General features: G+C 69.0%; 21 protein-coding genes. 14 read left to right on the top strand and 7 right to left on the bottom strand.

Translation table 11 applies throughout. From position 1 onward, the window contains the following. The first annotated feature begins 22 nt into the window (after window positions 1–22). Window positions 23–1,432 (top strand): multicopper oxidase family protein, encoded by a 1,410-nt coding sequence (locus ABD743_RS00475; protein ID WP_344717587.1) that lies wholly within the window; start codon window positions 23–25, stop codon window positions 1,430–1,432. A 14-nt stretch (window positions 1,433–1,446) separates the two neighbouring features. On the opposite strand, the gene ABD743_RS00470 is transcribed toward ABD743_RS00475, so the two are convergent. Beyond that, a complete protein-coding gene (locus tag ABD743_RS00470) occupies window positions 1,447–2,247 on the bottom strand; it encodes a FadR/GntR family transcriptional regulator (protein ID WP_344717585.1) in 801 nt (266 codons plus the stop codon). Window positions 2,248–2,338: 91 nt separating this feature from the next. Here ABD743_RS00470 and ABD743_RS00465 point away from each other — a divergent pair, with 91 nt between their 5' ends. Continuing rightward, window positions 2,339–3,271, top strand: a complete 933-nt coding sequence (locus ABD743_RS00465) for a proline iminopeptidase-family hydrolase (RefSeq protein ID WP_344717583.1) — start codon at window positions 2,339–2,341, stop codon at window positions 3,269–3,271. Further along, window positions 3,268–4,656: an APC family permease gene (locus ABD743_RS00460; RefSeq protein WP_344717582.1), complete on the top strand. Its 1,389-nt coding sequence runs from the start codon at window positions 3,268–3,270 to the stop codon at window positions 4,654–4,656. Before ABD743_RS00465 ends, ABD743_RS00460 begins: the two co-directional genes overlap by 4 nt. A gap of 15 nt (window positions 4,657–4,671) precedes the next feature. Here ABD743_RS00460 and ABD743_RS00455 read toward each other — a convergent pair whose 3' ends face one another. The 3 genes from ABD743_RS00455 to ABD743_RS00445 form a co-directional block, all read right to left on the bottom strand. Continuing rightward, window positions 4,672–5,829: an acyl-CoA dehydrogenase family protein gene (locus ABD743_RS00455; protein WP_344717581.1), complete on the bottom strand. Its 1,158-nt coding sequence runs from the start codon at window positions 5,827–5,829 to the stop codon at window positions 4,672–4,674. A gap of 81 nt (window positions 5,830–5,910) precedes the next feature. Then, on the bottom strand, window positions 5,911–6,420 hold the full coding sequence (locus ABD743_RS00450; RefSeq protein ID WP_344717579.1) for a DUF302 domain-containing protein: 510 nt from the start codon (window positions 6,418–6,420) through the stop codon (window positions 5,911–5,913). Window positions 6,421–6,513: 93 nt separating this feature from the next. After that, window positions 6,514–7,179 (bottom strand): O-methyltransferase, encoded by a 666-nt coding sequence (locus ABD743_RS00445; RefSeq protein WP_344717577.1) that lies wholly within the window; start codon window positions 7,177–7,179, stop codon window positions 6,514–6,516. A gap of 132 nt (window positions 7,180–7,311) precedes the next feature. On the opposite strand from ABD743_RS00445, the gene ABD743_RS00440 reads away from it, so the two are divergent. The 8 genes from ABD743_RS00440 to ABD743_RS00405 all read left to right on the top strand — a co-directional run bounded on the left by ABD743_RS00440 (window position 7,312) and on the right by ABD743_RS00405 (window position 15,141). Continuing rightward, window positions 7,312–8,637 carry a sensor histidine kinase gene (locus ABD743_RS00440; RefSeq protein ID WP_344717575.1) on the top strand — a complete coding sequence of 442 codons (1,326 nt, stop codon included), beginning with the start codon at window positions 7,312–7,314 and terminating at the stop codon, window positions 8,635–8,637. Further along, entirely contained in the window at window positions 8,638–9,279 is a 642-nt protein-coding gene (locus ABD743_RS00435; protein WP_344717573.1) for a response regulator transcription factor, read from the top strand. Between the two features lie 101 nt (window positions 9,280–9,380). Beyond that, window positions 9,381–9,920, top strand: coding sequence for an LOG family protein (locus ABD743_RS00430; RefSeq protein WP_344717571.1), 540 nt, complete (start codon window positions 9,381–9,383; stop codon window positions 9,918–9,920). Between the two features lie 86 nt (window positions 9,921–10,006). Further along, window positions 10,007–10,507: a carboxymuconolactone decarboxylase family protein gene (locus ABD743_RS00425; RefSeq protein WP_344717569.1), complete on the top strand. Its 501-nt coding sequence runs from the start codon at window positions 10,007–10,009 to the stop codon at window positions 10,505–10,507. 74 nt (window positions 10,508–10,581) lie between these two features. Continuing rightward, window positions 10,582–11,307, top strand: a complete 726-nt coding sequence (locus tag ABD743_RS00420; RefSeq protein ID WP_344717567.1) for an isocitrate lyase/PEP mutase family protein — start codon at window positions 10,582–10,584, stop codon at window positions 11,305–11,307. Between the two features lie 135 nt (window positions 11,308–11,442). Then, window positions 11,443–12,651, top strand: coding sequence for an acyl-CoA dehydrogenase family protein (locus ABD743_RS00415; RefSeq protein WP_344717565.1), 1,209 nt, complete (start codon window positions 11,443–11,445; stop codon window positions 12,649–12,651). 40 nt (window positions 12,652–12,691) lie between these two features. Beyond that, window positions 12,692–13,975 (top strand): MFS transporter, encoded by a 1,284-nt coding sequence (locus tag ABD743_RS00410; RefSeq protein ID WP_344717563.1) that lies wholly within the window; start codon window positions 12,692–12,694, stop codon window positions 13,973–13,975. Between the two features lie 230 nt (window positions 13,976–14,205). Next, window positions 14,206–15,141 (top strand): acetamidase/formamidase family protein, encoded by a 936-nt coding sequence (locus ABD743_RS00405; RefSeq protein ID WP_344717561.1) that lies wholly within the window; start codon window positions 14,206–14,208, stop codon window positions 15,139–15,141. 3 nt (window positions 15,142–15,144) lie between these two features. Here the strand turns inward: ABD743_RS00405 and ABD743_RS00400 are convergent, their stop codons facing one another. Both ABD743_RS00400 and ABD743_RS00395 read right to left on the bottom strand, forming a co-directional pair. Further along, complete coding sequence (locus ABD743_RS00400) at window positions 15,145–15,999, bottom strand: alpha/beta fold hydrolase (RefSeq protein ID WP_344717559.1); 855 nt, start codon at window positions 15,997–15,999, stop codon at window positions 15,145–15,147. Between the two features lie 27 nt (window positions 16,000–16,026). Continuing rightward, the gene (locus ABD743_RS00395) at window positions 16,027–16,434 is read right to left on the bottom strand and encodes a hypothetical protein (RefSeq protein WP_344717557.1); all 408 of its coding nucleotides are present in this window, start codon (window positions 16,432–16,434) and stop codon (window positions 16,027–16,029) included. A 135-nt stretch (window positions 16,435–16,569) separates the two neighbouring features. Between ABD743_RS00395 and ABD743_RS00390 the strand changes: the two genes are divergently transcribed. Next, on the top strand, window positions 16,570–17,514 hold the full coding sequence (locus tag ABD743_RS00390) for a LysR family transcriptional regulator (protein WP_344717555.1): 945 nt from the start codon (window positions 16,570–16,572) through the stop codon (window positions 17,512–17,514). A gap of 16 nt (window positions 17,515–17,530) precedes the next feature. Here ABD743_RS00390 and ABD743_RS00385 read toward each other — a convergent pair whose 3' ends face one another. Then, the gene (locus ABD743_RS00385; protein ID WP_344717553.1) at window positions 17,531–17,821 is read right to left on the bottom strand and encodes a hypothetical protein; all 291 of its coding nucleotides are present in this window, start codon (window positions 17,819–17,821) and stop codon (window positions 17,531–17,533) included. Window positions 17,822–17,983: 162 nt separating this feature from the next. Between ABD743_RS00385 and ABD743_RS00380 the strand changes: the two genes are divergently transcribed. Both ABD743_RS00380 and ABD743_RS00375 read left to right on the top strand, forming a co-directional pair. Then, the gene (locus ABD743_RS00380; RefSeq protein ID WP_241042043.1) at window positions 17,984–18,166 is read left to right on the top strand and encodes a MerR family DNA-binding transcriptional regulator; all 183 of its coding nucleotides are present in this window, start codon (window positions 17,984–17,986) and stop codon (window positions 18,164–18,166) included. 97 nt (window positions 18,167–18,263) lie between these two features. Continuing rightward, on the top strand, window positions 18,264–18,533 hold the full coding sequence (locus ABD743_RS00375; RefSeq protein WP_344717550.1) for a hypothetical protein: 270 nt from the start codon (window positions 18,264–18,266) through the stop codon (window positions 18,531–18,533). The last annotated feature ends 25 nt before the right edge of the window (window positions 18,534–18,558 follow it).

The raw sequence follows: 18,558 nt of genomic DNA, 5'->3' as shown, positions 1-18,558 counted from the left end.
CCATGGGAGAGAGGATCGATCAATGCCGTTGACCGAGAGCGGCCGGCCGCCACGGATCGATCGTCGACAGTTCATCCTGCTGGTGGGTGTGGGCGCTGCGACCGCTGCGACCGGATGCCAGTCGGCTCCGGTTTCCGTCATGGCTGAGAGGTATCCGGAGCCGGAGCAGATCGTCAGCAAGAACGGTGTTCTGTCGGCGGCGGTGACGGTGACCCGCCAACCGGTCGACATCGGCGGCCAGCAGATTGTGGGCACCGTCTACAACGGCTCCTTCGTCGGCCCGACCCTGCGCCTGCGTCCTGGGGAGCGGCTCGAGCTTGCCGTTACCAACAACCTGCCTGAGATGACGAACATCCACTTCCACGGTATGCACGTCTCGCCGTCCGGCGTTTCCGACAACGTCTTCATCATGATCCATCAGGGGCAGACTCAGAACTACGTCGTCGAGGTTCCGCAGAACCATCCGTCGGGGACGTTCTGGTACCACACGCACGCGCACCCTTACACCGAGAAACAGGTGTTCGGTGGCCTGGCGGCCCTCCTCATCGTCGACGGACTGACGGACAAGCTGCCACCGGAGCTTCGCGGTATCGAGGAGCGGACGGTTGTTCTCAAGGACTTCCAGGCCGTCAACGGAGCCATCCTCACCGAGAACATCGACAGCAACGCGCCGACGACCAGGACGGTCAACGGCGCCATCAACCCGTCGCTCGAGATCGAAGCCGGCGAGACGCAACTGTGGCGGCTGGCCAACATCGGCGCGGACATCTATTACCAGGTGCAACTCGACGGGCACCCCTTCCATGTGCTGGCCGTCGACGGCAATCCGGTGTGGCGGGTGGACAGCAAGGACTCGATCGTGATGCCCCCAGGCACCCGATTCGATGTGCTCGTCCAGGGCGGCGAGCCCGGTGATCACATCTTGGGAACGCTCGCGTACGACCAGCAGGGCGACCAGTACCCCGAAGCCCCGCTGGCCACGCTCACTGTTGTGCCGTCGCCCCGAACGCCTGCCGCGATACCTGCGCAAGTGGTTGCGCCGTACGATCTCTCCACGACGAAGGTGGACAACTCCCGCACCATCACCTTCGCCAAGGACCAGGCCACCGGGCATTTCATGGTCGACGGCCGGATGTACGACGAGGCGCGCATCGACCAGCAGGTGAAGCTCGGCGCCGTCGAGGACTGGACCATCAAGAACCAGGACAAGCAGCAGCACCCGTTCCACATTCACGTCAACGATTTCCAGGTGATGTCGATCAACGGCGTGCCGTACGACGCTGTCAGTTTTCAGGACACCGTCAACGTGCCGGCTTTCGGGGAGACCGTGATTCGCATCCCGTTCCGGGATTTCACCGGGAAGTTCGTCTACCACTGCCACATTCTCAATCACGCCGACAAGGGGATGATGGCGAACGTCGAGGTCGTGTAGCGCGGGCGGGGCGGTCATCGCGTGGCGGACGCCGAGACGGTGCTTTCGTCAGAGTGAGATCCCCCCGGGCAGGGGCGGCGCCGCGCCAGGCGCTCGACGGCGTGCCGCAGTGCGTCGTGGGTGATCGTGAAGTGCACCCGCGCGATCGCTCCCGCCCGTTCCGGGTCGCCCTCGGCGATCGCGTCGACGAGCGCGCGGTGCTGGGGCGCCGCGCGTTTCCGGAGCTCCTCGGTGACCGGTTCGATCGCCAGGCCGACGTTCATTCGGGCCAACAGCTCGCGGGAGAGCCGCGCCAGGTGGCGGTTGCCGGCGGCGTCCAGCACCGCCTGGTGAAGGTCGTGGTCCGACCGCCGGGCGGTCACGGCGTCACGGGCGCCTTCGTGCTCGGCGAGCGCGGCCCGCATCACGGCGAGGTGGGCAGGTGTGCGGCGTTCGGCCGCCGTACGCGCGATCACCGACTCGACGAGGCAGCGTAGGTCGGACAGCTCCACGAGCTCGTCCCAGGCGGGCACGAGGGTGCGGCGCACCGCGTCGTCGCTCAGTCGTCCCCAGCCCTCCAGTACGACGGCGCCGCCGTTGCGGCCGCGGCGCGTCACGATGTAGCCGGCGTCGCGCAGGCGCGCGAGCGCATCGCGCAAGGTTGCGCGGCCCACCCCGAGAAGTGTGGCCAGCTCCCGTTCCGGCGGCAGGCGCTCACCCGGCGAGAAGTCGCCCACGGCGATGGCGGTGACCAGTCGGTCGGTGACGGCGTCGACGCTTCGTCCTGCCCGCAGCGGACCGAGCCAGGCGGATCCGCCTGCCGAATCGGGCGTCATGTCCGAATCATCCCACCTCGATATCTAAATGGTGCTTGTAGGAGTACCAATTGAGAGTCATGATCTCGCGGACTTCCGGAGGCGATTCATCGTGACTGCTCCCCGCGCCCTCGTTGCTGCCGACCGAGAGGGCATCGTCCCGTTCGGCGAGTACGAGACCTGGTACCGGATCACGGGCGAGCTCCGCCCGGACCGGACCCCACTCGTCACGCTGCACGGCGGCCCCGGCTGCACCCATGACTACCTGCTGACGATGGCGGATCTGGCCGAGCGCACCGGCCGGGCGGTGATCCACTACGACCAGCTGGGGAACGGCCGGTCCACCCACCTCCCGGAGGAGGGCGCCGACTTCTGGACCGTCGAGCTGTTCCTCGCCGAGCTCGACAACCTGCTGGAGTCGCTGGGGATCACGGACGACTACCACCTGCTCGGGCAGTCGTGGGGCGGCATGCTCGGCGCCGAGCACGCGGTTCGGCGCCCGGCCGGGCTACGCAGCCTGACGATCGCCGACTCGCCCGCGTCGATGGAGCTGTGGGTGGCCGAGGCCAACCGGCTGCGCGCCCTGCTGCCCCCCGAGGCGCAGGCCACGCTGCTCGCCCACGAGGCGGACGAGACCTATGACCACCCCGACTACCTGAAAGCGGTGCAGGTCTTCTACGACCGGCACGTGTGCCGGGTGGTGCCCAACCCGCCAGAGGTGACGGCCAGCTTCGCCGCCCTCGAGACCGACCCCACGGTCTACGGCACGATGAACGGGCCCAACGAGTTCCACGTCCTCGGGACGCTCCGGAGCTGGTCGATCATCGACCGGCTCGACCGGATCGCCGTGCCCACCCAGCTCATCTCCGGTGCGCACGACGAGGCGACCCCCGCATGCGTCCAGCCGTTCGCGGACGCCATTCCTGATGTCCGCTGGGACGTCCTCCCGGAGTCCAGCCACCTGCCCCACGTCGAGGAGCGAGACGACTTCATGACCCTGCTCGCGGGCTTCCTGGCCACCGTGGACGAGCGGGTGGCTCGATGACCACCGAGCGTCCCGTCAGCGAGGCCGCCGAGGACGGCGAGCTGCGCGAGTTCGGCTACCAGCAGGAGCTGCGGCGCAGCCTGACCCTGCGAGACCTGCTGGTCTACGGGCTGGTGTTCATGGTGCCGATCGCGCCGTTCGCGATCTTCGGTGTGGTGTTCAACGCGTCGCTGGGCATGGTGCCGCTGACCTATGTCATCGGTTTCGTTGCGATGATCTTCACGGCGTTGAGCTATCGGGAGATGTCGCGGGCGTTCCCGATCTCGGGTTCGGTGTACGCCTACGCCGGGCGCGGCCTGCATCCGGCGGCGGGGTTCCTGGCGGGCTGGGCGATCCTGCTGGACTACCTGCTGGTGCCCACCCTGCTGTATGTGACCGGCGCGGCGGCGCTGGGTTCGGTGCTACCCGCGGTGCCACAGGCGGTGTGGGTGATCCTGTTCGTGGTCATCAACACGGTGGTCAACCTGCGCGGGATCGAGACCACCGCGCGGACGAACAAGATCTTCCTGGTCGGCGAGCTGTTGGTGCTGGCGTTGTTCGTGGTGTTGGCGGTGGTGGCGATCTCCCGCGGGGTGAACGGGGCGAGCTGGACGTTCACGCCGTTCTTCAACCCCGAGGTGTTCCAGCCCAGCCTGATCTTCGCGGCCTTGTCGGTGGCGGTGTTGTCGTTTCTCGGCTTCGACGCGATCAGCACGATGGCCGAGGAGACCAAGGGCGGAGCCCGCGTAGTCGGGCGAGCGACCGTGATCGCACTCGCGATGGTGGCCGCGTTGTTCATCGTGCAGACCTACCTCGCGGCGCTGCTGCTGCCGGGCCAGACCGAGTTCGCCGGTGAGACCGCCACCAACGAGGCGTTCTACACGGTGGCGGATCTGGTGGGCGGGGCGTGGTTCAAGGTGGTGGTCGCCATCGCCGTCGCGTTGGGGTCGGCGATCGCCAACGCGCTGGTGGCGCAGGCGGCCACATCGCGGTTGTTGTTCTCGATGGCCCGTGACCGGCAGTTGCCGCGGTTCCTCGCCCATGTGCACCCGACCCGGCGGGTGCCGGAGCGGGCGGTGTTGCTGGTCTCGGTGGTGAGTCTGGTGCTCGGGTTGTTCTTCGTGGGGCAGATCGGGTTGTTGTCGTCACTGGTGAACTTCGGTGCGTTGTTCTCGTTCCTGCTGCTGCACGTCTCGGTCGCGGCGTGGTATCTGATCAAGCAGCGGCAGCGGACCTACGGGTTGCATCTGATCGTGCCGCTGCTCGGCTTCGTGATCATCGGGTATGTGCTGGTGAACGCCGATGCCAACGCGAAGATCGGTGGGCTGGTGTGGCTGGCGGTCGGGGTGGTGGTGCTGGTCGTGCTGCGCATGACGGGCCGCACGACCGAACTGAAGGTCAGCTGAGCCGCCCGCCCCACCTCAGCCGCGGGCAGCCGCCCCGAGTGCCAGGCGGGCGATGATCACCTGCTGGATCTGCGAGGTGCCCTCGTAGATCCGGAACAGCCGGGCGTCGCGGTAGAAGCGCTCCACCGCGACGCCGCGGAGGTACCCGGCTCCGCCGTGCACCTGCACCGCGCGGTCGGCCACCCGGCCCACCATCTCGCTGGCGAAGTACTTCGCCGCCGAGGGGCCCTGGACCTTGTCGGTGCCGGCGTCGTAGGCGCGGGCGACGTCGAGCACGAGTGCGCGGCCCGCATAGTGGTCGGTGATCGAGTCGGCGATCAGGCCCTGGATCAGTTGGTAGGACGCGATGGGCCGGCCACCCTGCTGGCGGGTCTTCGCGAACTCCACCGACTCGTGCACCAGCCTCCCGGCCATCCCGACGCACAGCGCGGCGATGTGGGCGCGGCCGTGCGCCAGGCACTTCGTGGCGGTCCGGAACCCCTGGTCGAGTCCGGCCTCGCCGCCGACGAGCGCCTCGGCCGGGACGCGCACGTCGTCGAGGTGGACGTCGGCGGTCCACGCACCGAACTGGCCCATCTTGTGGTCCTTCGGGCCGATCGTGAGCCCGGGCGTGCCGGCCGGCACCAGGAACGTCGAGATCCCGCGGTTGCCTGCGGCGTCGGGGTTGGTGCGGGCGAACACCATGATCACGTCGGCGACCGGGGCGTTCGTGATGAAGCGCTTGGAGCCGTTGATCACCCAGCCGGTGCCGTCGCGCCGGGCCGCGGTGACGAGCCCGGACGGGTCGGAGCCCGCGTCGGCCTCGGTGAGACCGAACGACGCCGTCACCTCGCCCGACGCGAGCCGTGGCAGCCAGGTCTTCTTCTGCTCGTCGGTACCGCCCACGAGCAGCACCTGACCGGCGATGCCGTTGTTGGTGCCGAAGAGCGAGCGCAGCGCCGGGGTGGTCCAACCCAGCTCGAACGCGAGCTGTGCCTCCTCCACGAGCGTCATCCCGAGGCCGCCGTACTCCTGCGGGATCGCGAAGCCGTAGAGGCCCATCTCCTTGCAGGTCGCGATGATCCGCTCGGGGATGGCGTCCTCGGCGTCGATCTGTTCCTCCAGCGGCACGACCTCCTTGCGGATGAACGTGCGCACCGCGGACAGCACGTCGGCCAGGTCGGAAGGCTCCACGTCGATCTCCCGTCGTTCGTCGCCCAGGGCCACGCTAACGGCCCGCGACGACGGGGAGCGACGGTGGGACGGGATCTCCGGTCAGCCGGCGAGGTCGGCAGGCGGTGTGGCGCCAAGGGTGGTCAGCAGGGTGGCGACCTTGCGGTCCAACTCCCGCCCGACGGCCGAGATCTCTGCCCGTCCGAGGCTGTCGAACTGCGTGCTCGGCTGGTCGAAGACGCAGACCGCCTCACCCGACGGGTCGGCGTAGATCAGGAACCGCAGCGGGGCGTACATCATGGCCACCGGGTCGTAGCGGTACATCCGCTCCGCGATCACGTGGTTGCCCACGAGGTACTCGGCGCAGTCCCACGATGCCCGGCCGCCCACCATGAGCGACGGCGCGTCGAGCGCCCAGAAGCGCATGAGGCCGAGCGGCGCCGTACGGCCGGCGAGCCGCACGACGTCGTCCCAGTTCTCGAGCGCCGTGAACCGCTCGAGGTCGATGACCGGCAGCAAGTCCTCGAACCGGCTGATGGCCTCGGCGTAGGGCAGCCCGAGCGGCACCGAGAGCCTGCGCACGGCATGGGTCGCCGTCGCTGTGTCTGTCATGCGTTCTCACCTCGCAGTTTTGACATGCACAATGAAAGCTAGCCGGGTCGAGGGTAAGCGAACTGGCTGTCGTCATGCAAGTCAGAGGGCGAGTTAGTGCACCAGCGCGAGCAGGAAGCCGTCGTACCCCTTCGTGCCCACCGTCTGGATGACGGTGGCGCTCACCCGTTCCTCCCGTGCGACGGCCTCGGCGAGCAGGCGGGTGCCGACGACCGAAGGGTCATCGCTTCCGGCGTCGGCCACGCGGCCGTTGCGCACGACGTTGTCAACGATGATCATGGAGCCCGGTCGGGACAGCCGCAGGGCCTGCTCGAAGTACACGGCGTTGGATGCCTTGTCGGCGTCGATGAACGCGAGGTCGAAGGGGCCGTCCGCTGTGGGGTCCAGAGCGGCGAGAGTGTCGGCGGCGGGCCCGACCCGCACCTCAGCGACGCCGGCGAGTCCGGCCTCGGCCAGGTTCGACCGGGCGACCTCGGCGTGCTTGGGGTCGATCTCGCACGTGATCAGCCGCCCGTCCGGCGGGAGAGCACGGGCCAGCCAGATCGTCGAGTAGCCGCCCAGGGTGCCGACCTCGAGGATCCGCCGCGCGCCGATCGAGCGCGCCAGCAGGTGCAGCATCTTGCCCTGGTGCGGGGAGACGTCGATCGGTGGCAGGCCACCGGCTGTGTTGGCCTCCAGCGCGGAGTCGAGCACCGGATCGCGTCCGAGCAGCAACTGTCCGAAGTAGTCGTCCACCGTCGACCACACGTCCTCAACCATGTGACCGAGCCTAGGGCGCCGGAGATCGGTTCCGCGCCGGATCTCGGGCGCGCAGAATGTCGGGTTGGCCCTACCCTCCCTGCGGAGGTGCACCGGCTGGGGCCGGCGACCACGGGGGGCGAGGGTAGGCGCATGACCGGAGTGGAGTACGTCACGGCGCCGTCGCCCGCCACGGGGGCCGTAGGCATCAGCAGGTTCTGGCGGGGCATCGGCTATCTCCTCAGCGGGCTCCCGGTGGGCATCGTCGCGTTCGTCGTCGCAATCGCCGGGTTCTCGGTCGGCCTGGGGACCTTCGTCATCTGGATCGGACTACCCGTGCTGGTACTGACGCTGCGGGCAGCGCGCGGGCTCGCGGTGGTCGAACGGCGATCCACCGAGTGGGCCACCGGCCGGGCCCTGCCTCCGCATCACTACCGGGAGCCGCGGGGCCGGGGAATCGGACGGCTGTTCCGTGCGCTGCTCGAACCGCAGTCGTGGCGGGACATGCTGCACGCCGTGGTCGCCTTCCCGGTGCGGATTGCGACGTTCGTCATCACCGTCGCATGGACCGTGGGCGGGCTGGGCGGGCTGCTGTACGTCACCTGGCAGTGGTCCCTGCCCGATGACAGCGAGGGCGGCGGGCTGTACTGGCTGCTGACCGGTGACCAGGGCCGGACCGGGGAGATCGCGGTCAACACGGTGCTCGGCGCGGTGATGCTGGCGACCTCGCCGCTCGTGGTGCGTGGCCTCGTCGCCGCGCGTGCCGGTCTCGCCCGGGGCCTGCTCACCAACCAGACCGCCGCGCTGCGCGCTCGCGCCGCCCAACTGGAGACGAGCAGGCGCGCCGCCGTGCAGGCCGAGGCGCAGACGCTGCGGCGGCTGGAGCGCGACATCCACGACGGCCCGCAGCAGCGCCTGGTCCGGCTCAACATGGATCTCGAAGCGGTCGCCCGCCGCCTCGACGACGACCCGGACAAGGCACGCCCCCTCGTCGCCGAGGCACTGGAGCAGAGCCGGGAGGCACTGGGTGAGCTGCGCGCCCTCTCCCGCGGAATCGCCCCGCCGATCCTCGCCGACCGTGGGCTCGGGCCGGCGCTCGCTGCTGCTGCCGCCCGGTGCCCGGTGCAGGTCTCCCTCGACGTGGCGCTGCCGCAGCGCGAACGGCTCGCCCCTGCCGTCGAGAACACGGCCTACTTCGTGGTGACCGAGGCCCTCACGAACGTCGCGAAACACGCACAGGCCACGCTGTGCACCGTGCAGGTGAGTGCCGACGCCGAGCGGGTGCTCGTCCAGGTGCGTGACGACGGACGCGGCGGCGCCCACCTCGGCAAAGGCCACGGCCTCGCCGGGCTGGCCGACCGGCTCGCCACCGTCGAGGGCGCGCTGGACGTCGTGAGCCCGGCGGGCGGCCCCACGGTGCTCACCGCCGAGATCCCGCTCGCCGGCCTGGGGGAGCGAACATCGAGGGAGGGTCATTAGGTGCGTGTGGTGCTGGCGGAGGACTCGCTCCTGCTGAGGGAGGGGCTGGTCCGGCTCCTCGACGAGGCAGGGGCGTCCGTGGTGGCGGCGGTCGGGGACGGCACGGCGCTGGTCGAGGCCGTTCACGAGCATCGGCCCGACGTCGCCGTCGTCGACGTCCGGATGCCACCGACGTTCACCGACGAGGGGCTGCGTGCCTCCCTCGAGGTGCGCCGGACGGTGCCGGGCACGGCGATCCTCGTGCTGTCGCAGTACGTCGAGGAGTCCTACGCCTCCGACCTGCTCACCGCGGGCGGGGGCGTCGGCTATCTGCTCAAGGACCGGGTGGCGAAGCTCGCCGACCTGTCCGACGCGCTCGAGCGTGTGGTCGACGGCGGCACGGTGCTCGACCCCGAGGTCGTCTCGGCGTTGTTCGCGCACCGCCGCCGCCGCGACCCGCTCTCCACACTGTCCCCCCGCGAGCGCGAGGTGCTGGGACTCATGGCCGAGGGCCGCACGAACACCGCGATCGGCCGCACCCTCGTGATCACCCAGGGTGCCGTCGAGAAGCACATCTCCTCGATCTTCACCAAGCTCGGGCTGCCCCCGTCCGGCGACGATCACCGCCGCGTCATGGCCGTGCTCACCTGGCTCGGGGTGTGAGCGCGCCGATCGTCGGCGGCCTCGGACCTTTTGTTCCGTGAACCCCGATCGATCCGTTGGCCACGCATCGTTGTGCTCTTCTCAGATCTTATAGTTCACGTGTGAATATCTGTGTTTTCCTCTCCGGTGCAGATCTCGACGAGCGCTACACGCGGCCGGCCAGGGAGTTCGCCGAGCGCATCGGCAAGGGCGGCCACACCCTGGTGTGGGGCGGATCGGATACCGGGCTGATGAAGGTCGTCGCCGACGGAGTACGGGAGTCCGGAGGGCGGCTCGTCGGGATCTCGGTCAGCTTTCTCCGGGACTGGGCCAGGAAGGACGCCGACGAGATGGTGATCGCCAAGGATCTCGCAGAACGGAAGGCGCTGCTGCTGGCCGGATCGGACGCGGTCGTGGTGCTGGCAGGCGGTCTGGGCACGCTGGACGAGGCGACCGAGGTGCTCGAGCTGAAGAAGCACAAACTGCACAACAAGCCGGTTGTCCTACTGAACACGGCGGGCTTCTACGACGGGTTGACACTCCAGCTCCAGCGGATGGAGAAGGAGGGCTTCCTGCCGGTGCCCTTGGCCGAGTTGGTCTTCGTCGCCGACGAGGGCGCCGCCGCACTGGCTCACCTGGAGGAGTCCGTCGGAACGCGGTGACGGGCGGCGGCAAGCAGAATTGGCCCAGGAATCCGTCGTGGGAATGACCCAGATTCGAGCAGTACCGGGCACGTAGCGTCACGGACGTGACGACGAACAGCGCGCAGGACGACACGAACTACCTCCCAGAACACGCACAGCGCGTGGACTGGATCAAGCTTGCTCCCGACGTCTACAAGGCCATGATTCGTCTCGACACCGCCGTGCGGAACGGCGTCGAGACGACGTTGCTCAACCTGGTCAAGATCCGCGCGTCCCAGATCAACCACTGCGCCTTCTGCCTGGACATGCACAGCAAGGACGCACTGGCGGCCGGTGAATCGGCGGAGCGGATCATCCAGCTCAACGCGTGGACGGAGTCGAAGCACTTCTTCACGGCGAAGGAGATCGCGGCGATCGAACTGACCGAGGCGATCACCGTGCTCACCGAGGGATTCGTTCCGGACGAGGTGTACGCGAAGGCGGCGGCCGAGTTCGACGAGACCGAGCTGTCCCACCTCATCGCCGCGATCGCGACGATCAACGCGTTCAACCGCTTCGGGGTGTCCACCCGGATGGTCCCCGGTCACTACACACCGGGCGCATAGAGCACCGTGCCGAACTGCGCACGTATCTCGAGTCCGCACCATCACCCCCTCGCTTTCCTCGGGACAAAAAAATAATGACCGTCTCCATCTTCCGTGCCCTGCACCATGACCGCCCCGCCGGCGACCCGCTCGTCCTGCCGGGGCCGTGGGACGCTGCGAGCGCGCGGGTCTTCGCCGACGCCGGCTACCCCGCCCTCGCCACCCCGAGTGCCGGGGTCGCCGCCTCGCTCGGTTACCAGGACGGCTCGACCCCGCGCGACGAGATGTTCACCGCGGTGGCCAGGATCGTCCGGGCCGTCTCCGTGCCCGTATCCGCCGACGTCGAGTGGGGTTACGGCCTCGCACCCAGGGAGCTGGTCGGGCGGCTACTGGAGACGGGCGTCGTCGGCTGCAACCTGGAGGACTCCGAGCACCACACCACGATGAAGGAACCCAAGCGGCACGCGGATTGGCTGGCCGAGGTACGGGCCGAGGCCGGTGACGATCTCTTCATCAACGCGCGTGTCGACACCTTCCTGTTCGGGACGGGTGACCCGGCCGACGCCGTGGAACGCGCCCGTCTGTACGTGGCCGCCGGCGCCGACTGTGTGTACCCGCTCCTGGCCCCGCCCGAGGTGCTCCCGGCGCTGCGGGAGGGCATCGAGGGTCCCATCAACATGGCTGCCGGACCGGTAAAGAGGTCCGTGGCCGAGTTGGGACGGCTGGGCGCGACGCGCATCACCTTCGGCCCGGAGATGCAGCAGTACGCGATCGAGGCGATCGGCGAACTCGCGACAGGGCTGCTCGTCACCACCGACTGACCAGCCGGGCACACCTCGAACCCGGTATTCCCATTCCGTTGGCGAAAGCGTGCGACATGAATCGTCAACGGTCCGACCTCATCCTGTTCGGATGGTTGAAGGAACATGACTTCACATTTCCTGAAGGAAAGCCCGATGAGTACGGACTTTTCGGAATCAGTGGGCCGGTCGATGGATGACCGATCTTTCCTGGTTGCCCGCGCGGAGCGGCTCCGGCAGCTTCTGGCGGACAACGCCCAGCAGGGGGCCGCTGATCGACGGGTCACCGAAGCGAGCATCGCCGCCCTCGCGGGTGCGGGCCTGTTCAAGGTGATGCTGCCCAGGCGATACGGCGGATACGAGGCGGGCGTCCGCACGAGCCTCGATGTGATGGCGGCCGTCGCGTACGGCGACGGCGCCGCGGGCTGGGTGGTATCGCTGGTGAACCACTCAGCCTGGGACATCGGGCTGTGTCCGACCCGTGTGCAGGACGACGTCTTCGGCGCCGACCCGGATGCGCGGGTGTGTGGCTCGCTCGCGCCGGTGGGCACCGCTGTCGCTGTCGAGGGAGGTGTGCGGCTGTCCGGCCGTTGGGGTTACGTCTCGGGCTCGTTGCACGCCCAGTGGGCAATGCTCGGGTTCAACCTCGTCGACGAGACCGGGGCTGTGATCGAGGGCGCGCTCGCGCCCGTCCCGGCCGCCGACTACACGGTGACCGACACGTGGTTCACGGCCGGGATGCGGGGGTCGGGGAGCAACACGCTGAGCGCAGAGGACGTGTTCGTGCCGTGGCATCGCGTGGTGCCGCGGGCGCGCCTGGACGCGGGCGACTACCCGACCGAGCACAAGGACGAGATCACCTATCGCAGCGGCTTCTACCCGACTCACACGATGGGGCTCATCGGCCCGCTCCTGGGGCTGGGGCGGGCGGCGCTCGACCACGTGCTGGACGCGGCGGGCACGAAACGAGTGGCCGGCACCGTGTTCCGCCGGCAGGCTGACTCCGCCAGCCTCCAGATGCAGCTCGGCGACGCCGCGCTGCTGATCGACACTGCGCACCTGCACGCGTACCGGGCTGCCGACGATCTCGACGACCACGCCGCGCGAGGCGAGCCGCCGTCCTTCCCCGTGCGGGCCCGGGTGCGGGCGGACGCGAGCCGGGCTGCGGCACAGGTGGTGGAAGCGATCACCATCCTGCTCAACGTGCACGGTTCCGGGGGCTTCGTCGACTCCAGCCCGCTGCAGCGGATCTGGCAGGACGCGAACGTCGCGGCGCGGCATGTGACTCTGCTGCCCGGCATCAGCTCCGAGGTCTACGGAAAGGCTCTCCTGGGTCTCCCGAACGATGTCGTGCTGTCCCTGTAGTGGCCGCCCTCGAGACGCCGGCAAGCCACGAGGAAGATCGATGAGTCCACCCACTGCCCGGAAAACCCCCGGCGACGCACCAGGCGGAATCAGCACCAAGCTCGCGGTCATGCTGGCCATCGCTTCCGGGATGGCAGTCGCGAACATCTACTACGCCCAGCCTCTGCTGGAGCAGATCGGACGAGACCTCGGAGTCGGGCCGGCCGGACTCGGGCTGGTCACGACCGTGACCCAGGTCGGCTACCTGCTGGGCCTGATCCTGATCGTGCCACTGGGCGATCTGATCAACCGGCGGATGCTCATCGTCGCGGGGTGCGTGATCGCCGCGGCAGCCCTGGTCGCTGTGGCCGTGTCTCCCGGCTCACTGATGTTCCTCATCGCCAGCGCCATCGTCGGGGTGGTGTCGGTCGTGCAGCAGGTCATCAACGCCTACGCAGCGGCATTGAGCAGTGCCGAGTCGCGGGGCCGGATCCTCGGCATCGTGACCAGCGGCGTCGTCTTCGGCGTCCTGCTCGCCCGTACCGTGTCCGGTGTGCTCGCCGATGCCCTCGGCTGGCGCTCGATCTACGTCGTCTCGGCGCTGCTGATGCTCGGGCTCGCGCTCGTACTGGCCCGCAAGCTGCCACCGGAAACCACCAGGAGAGCAGTCTCCTACCGGCGGCTGATCACATCGGTCGTCACCCTGACGATTCACGAGCGCGCGTTCCGCGTCCGCAGCCTGATCACGCTGTTGGTGTTCGCGGGCTTCGGCGCCCTCTGGGGATCCGTCGCACTGCCGCTGACAGCGGCGCCGTGGCACCTGTCCACCACCGAGGTGGGCCTGTTCGGTCTCGCCGGCGTCGCGGGAGCCATCGGCGCCTCCCGCGCAGGCGCCTTGGCCGACCGCGGTCGGGCGCAGTGGGTGACCGGCGTCGCCCTCGTGCTGTTCGCCGTGTCCTGGGCGCCGATCGGCTGGCTACCGCAGTCCCTGATCCCGCTGATCATCGGAATCATCATCCTCAACTTTGCGGGGCAGGCCATCAGCGTCACCAACCAGCACGTGATCGTGGCGATCGATCCCGACGCCAGCAGCCGGCTCATCGGCAGCAACACGGTCTACTACGCCATCGGCACCGGCGGTGGCGCGATCGCGGCAACCACCGCCTACAGCGTCGCGGGCTGGAGCGCCGTCTGCGTTCTCGGCGCCGGCCTCACCACGCTGGCATTCCTGATCTGGGCCCTCGACAGAATCTCCTCGACCCGCGGCGAGTCGCAATCGGAAACATCGCGGACGGGCACCACTTCGGCTCCGGCCGGACGGGCAGAGAACCGGCCGACCACGTGAACCGGTGAACGAGATGCCCGCTCGCGACGCCGGCCGCCGCCCCGAACCTGCCTCGCACCACCGGCACACGGCACGTCGGCGAATACGCCACCGACCCGCCACACCTCGGCCTGCTCTACTGGCTCGGCGCATGCGCCCGGCCGCGCCGCGGCGTGCGACCATCCCGTTGGATCGTGATCATCGGGCGTCGCGTCCGCCGCACGCGATCCGGTACTCCCGGAAGGAGTCGCATGACCGAGCACCACCTCGGGCCCACCCCGGAGACGACGATCAACGTCCTCAGTCGCGAGACGGCGCCCGTCCTCACCGTCGAGCCGGGGGACACGCTGGTGGTGGGATCGCTGGACGCGAAGGGACATCTCGAGCGCCAGCAGAAGCCGGGCGAGGAGCGGCCGCTCATGTTCGCCGCCCGCGGGGGCCACTGCCTGACCGGTCCGATCGAGGTGCGCGGCGCGGAGCCGGGCATGGTGCTCGCGGTGCACCTGGTCTCGATGCGGCCCGGCGACTGGGGCTGGACCATCGCCGCGGCGAGGGACAAGTGGCTGGTGCGCCGGCTGGGCCTCGCGGACGGCCCGCCGTCCCACCTGCTCTGGGCGCTCGACGCCGAGCGCGGCGTCGGCGTCAACGACCGCGGCCACAGCGTGACGCTCGCCCCGTTCCTCGGGGTGATCGGACTGCCCCCGGCCGCGGCGGGGGAGCACTCCACGATCCCGCCCCGCGCCGAGGGCGGCGGGAACATCGACTGCCGTGAGCTCGTCGCCGGATCCACCCTCTACCTACCGGTCACGGTCCCGGGAGCGCTACTGCACCTCGGGGACGGCCACGCCGCGCAGGGCGATGGAGAGGTCGGTGGCACCGCGATCGAGTGCCCGATGACCACGACGGTCGCGCTCGACCTGGTCACCGATCCGGCCGTACCCGGCATCCACGCCGTCACCCCCGGCGGCCGCATCACGTTCGGCTTCCACGAGGACCTCAACGAGGCCATGGCCGAGGCCCTCGACGCCATGCTCGCGTGGATGCAGACCCTGATCGACTTCGACGGCGAGAACCCCAAGGCCGCGGCCCTCGCGCTCGCGAGCGCGACGGTCGACATGCGGATCACCCAGGTGGCCAACGACACCTGGGGTGTGCACGCCGTGCTGCCGAACGACGCGCTCCGGTGAGGGCTACGCCGACTGCTTGCTACGCAGCTGCTCCAGGGCCTGCTTGAGGTAACCGCGGAACACCCCGTAGTTCTCGCTCATGGGGAAGTGCCCGATCTCCTTCATCTCGATGAACGACGCGTTCTTGATCTGGGCTGCGGTGCGCCGACCGTCGTCCGGGGTGGTGAGGTAGTCGTACTCGCCGGTCAACATCACCACCGGGCACCGCTCGCCGTCGATCGCCCCGAGCTTGTCCCGCAGGTCGTGGTCGACCGAGTAGAAGTACAGGTCGCCCTTGAACGCCTCCGAACCCTGGCTGTAGTAGAACCAGGTCTTCCAGCGGTCGGCCACCGGCGACTGTGGTGCCATCAGGTCCCAGACGCCGCTCGCGCACACCTGCGCAGCGTTGGCGTGCGGGTGCTGCCACCAGTCGAGGTAGAAGCCGGGGGAGTAGTCCGCGCCTTCCACCGGGATCACGCCCGCGAACCGCTCCGGATACCGCAGGGCGAGCTGCAGTGCGATGTTGCCGCCGAACGAGGAGCCCATGAAGACCGGCTGCTCCAGCTCGAGGGCGTCGCAGAGAGCCACGATGAACTTCGCGTAGTGGTCGGCCGTGAGCTTGTACTCCTCGGTCCACCACTCGCTGTTCTCCGGCGGATCCGACTTGCCGTGCCGCGGCAGGTCGTAGGCGATCACCCGGTAGTTCGCGGTGATGTCCTCGTCCTCGAGCAGGCCGCGCCACTGGTGGTTGTGGCAGCCCGCCGTGTGCTGGCACACGAGCGGCGTGCCGGATCCGTTCTCCAGATAGAAGACCTTGTACGAAAGCCCGTCGACGTCCACGTCGACGTAGTGCCCCGTCACCGGGGAAATCCTCGCCATGATCGATTCCTCTCCGCTTTCGGGATGTCAGACGGGAACGCCGATGCCGCGCAGCAACTCGATCTGGCGCGTCAGACAGCGGAGGTTCTGCATCAGGACGAGGATGTCGCCCTCCAGCTTCATGTCCCGCTGAAAGGTGGCCGCCCAGATGCCGTGGTACATCGGCGGGGGCGTTGCCACGCCGAAGTTCCGCCACGTCTCGGCACTGGCCCGGATCGCGAACTGGTAGGGCACGTCGAGTGGGCCGGGATCCACGGCGACCTGGGCGACCTTCCCCGACACGATGCGCACCACGAAGGTGTGCTCCGCCATGTCGAGCAGGTAGGCGCACGTGAAGTACTTGCCGTGGGCCTGGATCTCCGGATCCTGGTCGTTGGCTTCGATGAAGGCCCGGGCCCAGTCGGCGGGCGCCGGGGCTTGGGTGGCGGTGGCCATCCTGGTACTCCTCTCTGAGCGGTTCGCCGTCAATCTGACTCCCCGCCGGATGCGCCGGTCCAATACCTGTCGTGCACCGACCGATAGTTCCCAGCAATTGGTAGGACCGCGGATCCGCGGCCTATCGTCGGTAGGGTGCACACGCCGTTGGAGCTGCGCCTCCTGCGCTACTTCGTCGCGGTGGCGGAGGAGTTGCACTTCGGTCGGGCAGCGGCCCGGCTGCACATCGCGCAACCCTCGCTGAGCGTGCAGATCCGCAAGCTCGAACACGGCATCGGCACCGCGTTGCTGCTGCGCACCAGCAGACACGTCGAGCTGACCGCCGCGGGCGAGGTGTTGCTCGGCGAGGCCCGGCGCCTGCTCGACGCCGCCGATCGCGCGGCGGAGCTGACCCGCGCCGCGGCGCACGGGGCGCGAGGCTCGCTCGTGGTGGGCTTCCAGGCCAACGCGGCGGCGGAGCTCACACCGAAGATCCTCTCCGCGTTCCAGGTCCGCCATCCGGGCATCCAGGTCGAGATGCGCTCGCACGACTTCTCCGACCCCTACGTCGGCCTGGCCACGGGCAGCTCGGACGTCGCCTTCGTGCGGCCGCCGCTGCTGATGCAGGACTGGCTGGCAGTCGAGACCCTGTTCGTCGAGCCGCGGTTGCTCGTGGTGTCGAGCGAGTGCTCGCTGGCGCAGTTCGACGAGGTCACCCTCGAACAGCTGGCCGATCAGCCCTTCGTCGCGCGCCGGGCACCGGATTACTGGCGCGACTTCTGGCTCGCCACCGACGCCCGTGACGGCCGGCCGGTGCAGCTGGGCGCGGAGGTGACCACGGTGGACGAGTGCTTCGAGGCCATCCTGGCCCGGCGCGGGATGGCCTTCACCCAGGCCTCGACTCAGCGCTTCTACGACCGACCGGGCCTTGCGTTCATCCCGGTGCGGGAGCTGTCCGCCTCCTCGTTGTCCATCGCGTGGCGCACGGACATGGACGTCCCGGTGGTCCACCGGTTCGTCGAGACGGCACGGGCGGCCGCTGCGTGGCCGTCCGTGCCGGGCGATCTGAACTCCTCGACCCTGCGTGCCCTCGGCAGCTGAGAACGCGCGAGCCCGGCTACCTCACCACGCGCAACCTGGTGCGGGCAGTGGCCTGCGCGGCGAGCGCGGCCAGCGTGCAGGGGAACCGCGCGCTCGGTGTGCCGCACCCACCCCGCGTGCACCCGCGGCACCTGCCGGTTCCGTCGTCGACGTGATCGGCGAGCAGCCGCGCCGCCACGTCCGGCATTGCTGCGACCGTGGCAACCAGGGCCGCCCACGAGACCTGCGGGTCACTCGCCACGTCGAGCCTCGCCGTTTCGCGGGCTGATCTCCCGCTCGTCCGGAGGAGCGTCAGCTCTGTACTCACCGGTCACGTCTCCCCCAGGGTCTCGCCCGCTCGGAACGTTCAGAATCGTACCGAACAAACCCGAGCTGTGACGAGTCGAGATACTTGCTCTGAGTTGAGATGTTCGCTGAGACTGTCCCGGAGCAGCTACATTGGCTCTGACCAGCGCCTAACGTTGAGAACGTGGAGGACCTGGTGAGCACCGGAGACCTCGCGAAGGCTCTGGGAGTCTCGCGGGGAGCTGTGATCCGCTGGGTGAACGCGGGGCTCATCACGCCCGATGTGACCACGCCGGGCGGACACCACCGCTGGGACGTCAAGCGCGTGCGAGAGCAGCTGCGTGGGCAGCGGAAGCGCGACGAGTAGGACGCGGCCTGCGCTCGTGCGGGCTCGAACGAACGATTGCAAACGCCATGCCGGGAAGCGCACACACCGCTGCTGATCAGCGCCTACTGTCCGCAGCGTGGAACTAGTGAGCACCGGGGCACTCGCGAAGGCACTCGGCGTCTCGCGCGCCGCCGTGAACAGGTGGGTGGGGATCGGCCTGCTCGTGCCGGACGTCACCACACCCGGAGGCCACCACCGGTGGGACGTCGACCGGGTGCGGGAGCAGCTCGGTGGGAGAGACGGCGTTCTGAGCGAAGCTCCGAGCAGTCGCTACGCCGTGGTGTGCGCCGTGGCGCACCACGCCTTGTCGACGCCGGCTGACGCTCCGCGCGATACGCAGGAATGAGCTGCCGGCGCGGGCGGGCGATCGG

Source organism: Pseudonocardia yunnanensis (genome assembly GCF_039534065.1).
GTDB lineage: Bacteria > Actinomycetota > Actinomycetes > Mycobacteriales > Pseudonocardiaceae > Pseudonocardia > Pseudonocardia yunnanensis.
This window is presented reverse-complemented; position numbering and strand designations above follow the sequence as displayed.

What these genes read in the sequence shown, in the direction of transcription:
- ABD743_RS00405 (WP_344717561.1), top strand. Translation starts at nt 14,206, where the DNA reads ATGACCGAGCACCACCTCGGGCCCACCCCGGAGACGACGATCAACGTC.
- ABD743_RS00410 (WP_344717563.1), top strand. Translation starts at nt 12,692, where the DNA reads ATGAGTCCACCCACTGCCCGGAAAACCCCCGGCGACGCACCAGGCGGA.
- ABD743_RS00460 (WP_344717582.1), top strand. Translation starts at nt 3,268, where the DNA reads ATGACCACCGAGCGTCCCGTCAGCGAGGCCGCCGAGGACGGCGAGCTG.
- ABD743_RS00470 (WP_344717585.1), bottom strand. Translation starts at nt 2,247, where the DNA reads ATGACGCCCGATTCGGCAGGCGGATCCGCCTGGCTCGGTCCGCTGCGG.
- ABD743_RS00445 (WP_344717577.1), bottom strand. Translation starts at nt 7,179, where the DNA reads ATGGTTGAGGACGTGTGGTCGACGGTGGACGACTACTTCGGACAGTTG.
- ABD743_RS00415 (WP_344717565.1), top strand. Translation starts at nt 11,443, where the DNA reads ATGAGTACGGACTTTTCGGAATCAGTGGGCCGGTCGATGGATGACCGA.
- ABD743_RS00475 (WP_344717587.1), top strand. Translation starts at nt 23, where the DNA reads ATGCCGTTGACCGAGAGCGGCCGGCCGCCACGGATCGATCGTCGACAG.
- ABD743_RS00450 (WP_344717579.1), bottom strand. Translation starts at nt 6,420, where the DNA reads ATGACAGACACAGCGACGGCGACCCATGCCGTGCGCAGGCTCTCGGTG.
- ABD743_RS00395 (WP_344717557.1), bottom strand. Translation starts at nt 16,434, where the DNA reads ATGGCCACCGCCACCCAAGCCCCGGCGCCCGCCGACTGGGCCCGGGCC.
- ABD743_RS00440 (WP_344717575.1), top strand. Translation starts at nt 7,312, where the DNA reads ATGACCGGAGTGGAGTACGTCACGGCGCCGTCGCCCGCCACGGGGGCC.
- ABD743_RS00400 (WP_344717559.1), bottom strand. Translation starts at nt 15,999, where the DNA reads ATGGCGAGGATTTCCCCGGTGACGGGGCACTACGTCGACGTGGACGTC.
- ABD743_RS00420 (WP_344717567.1), top strand. Translation starts at nt 10,582, where the DNA reads ATGACCGTCTCCATCTTCCGTGCCCTGCACCATGACCGCCCCGCCGGC.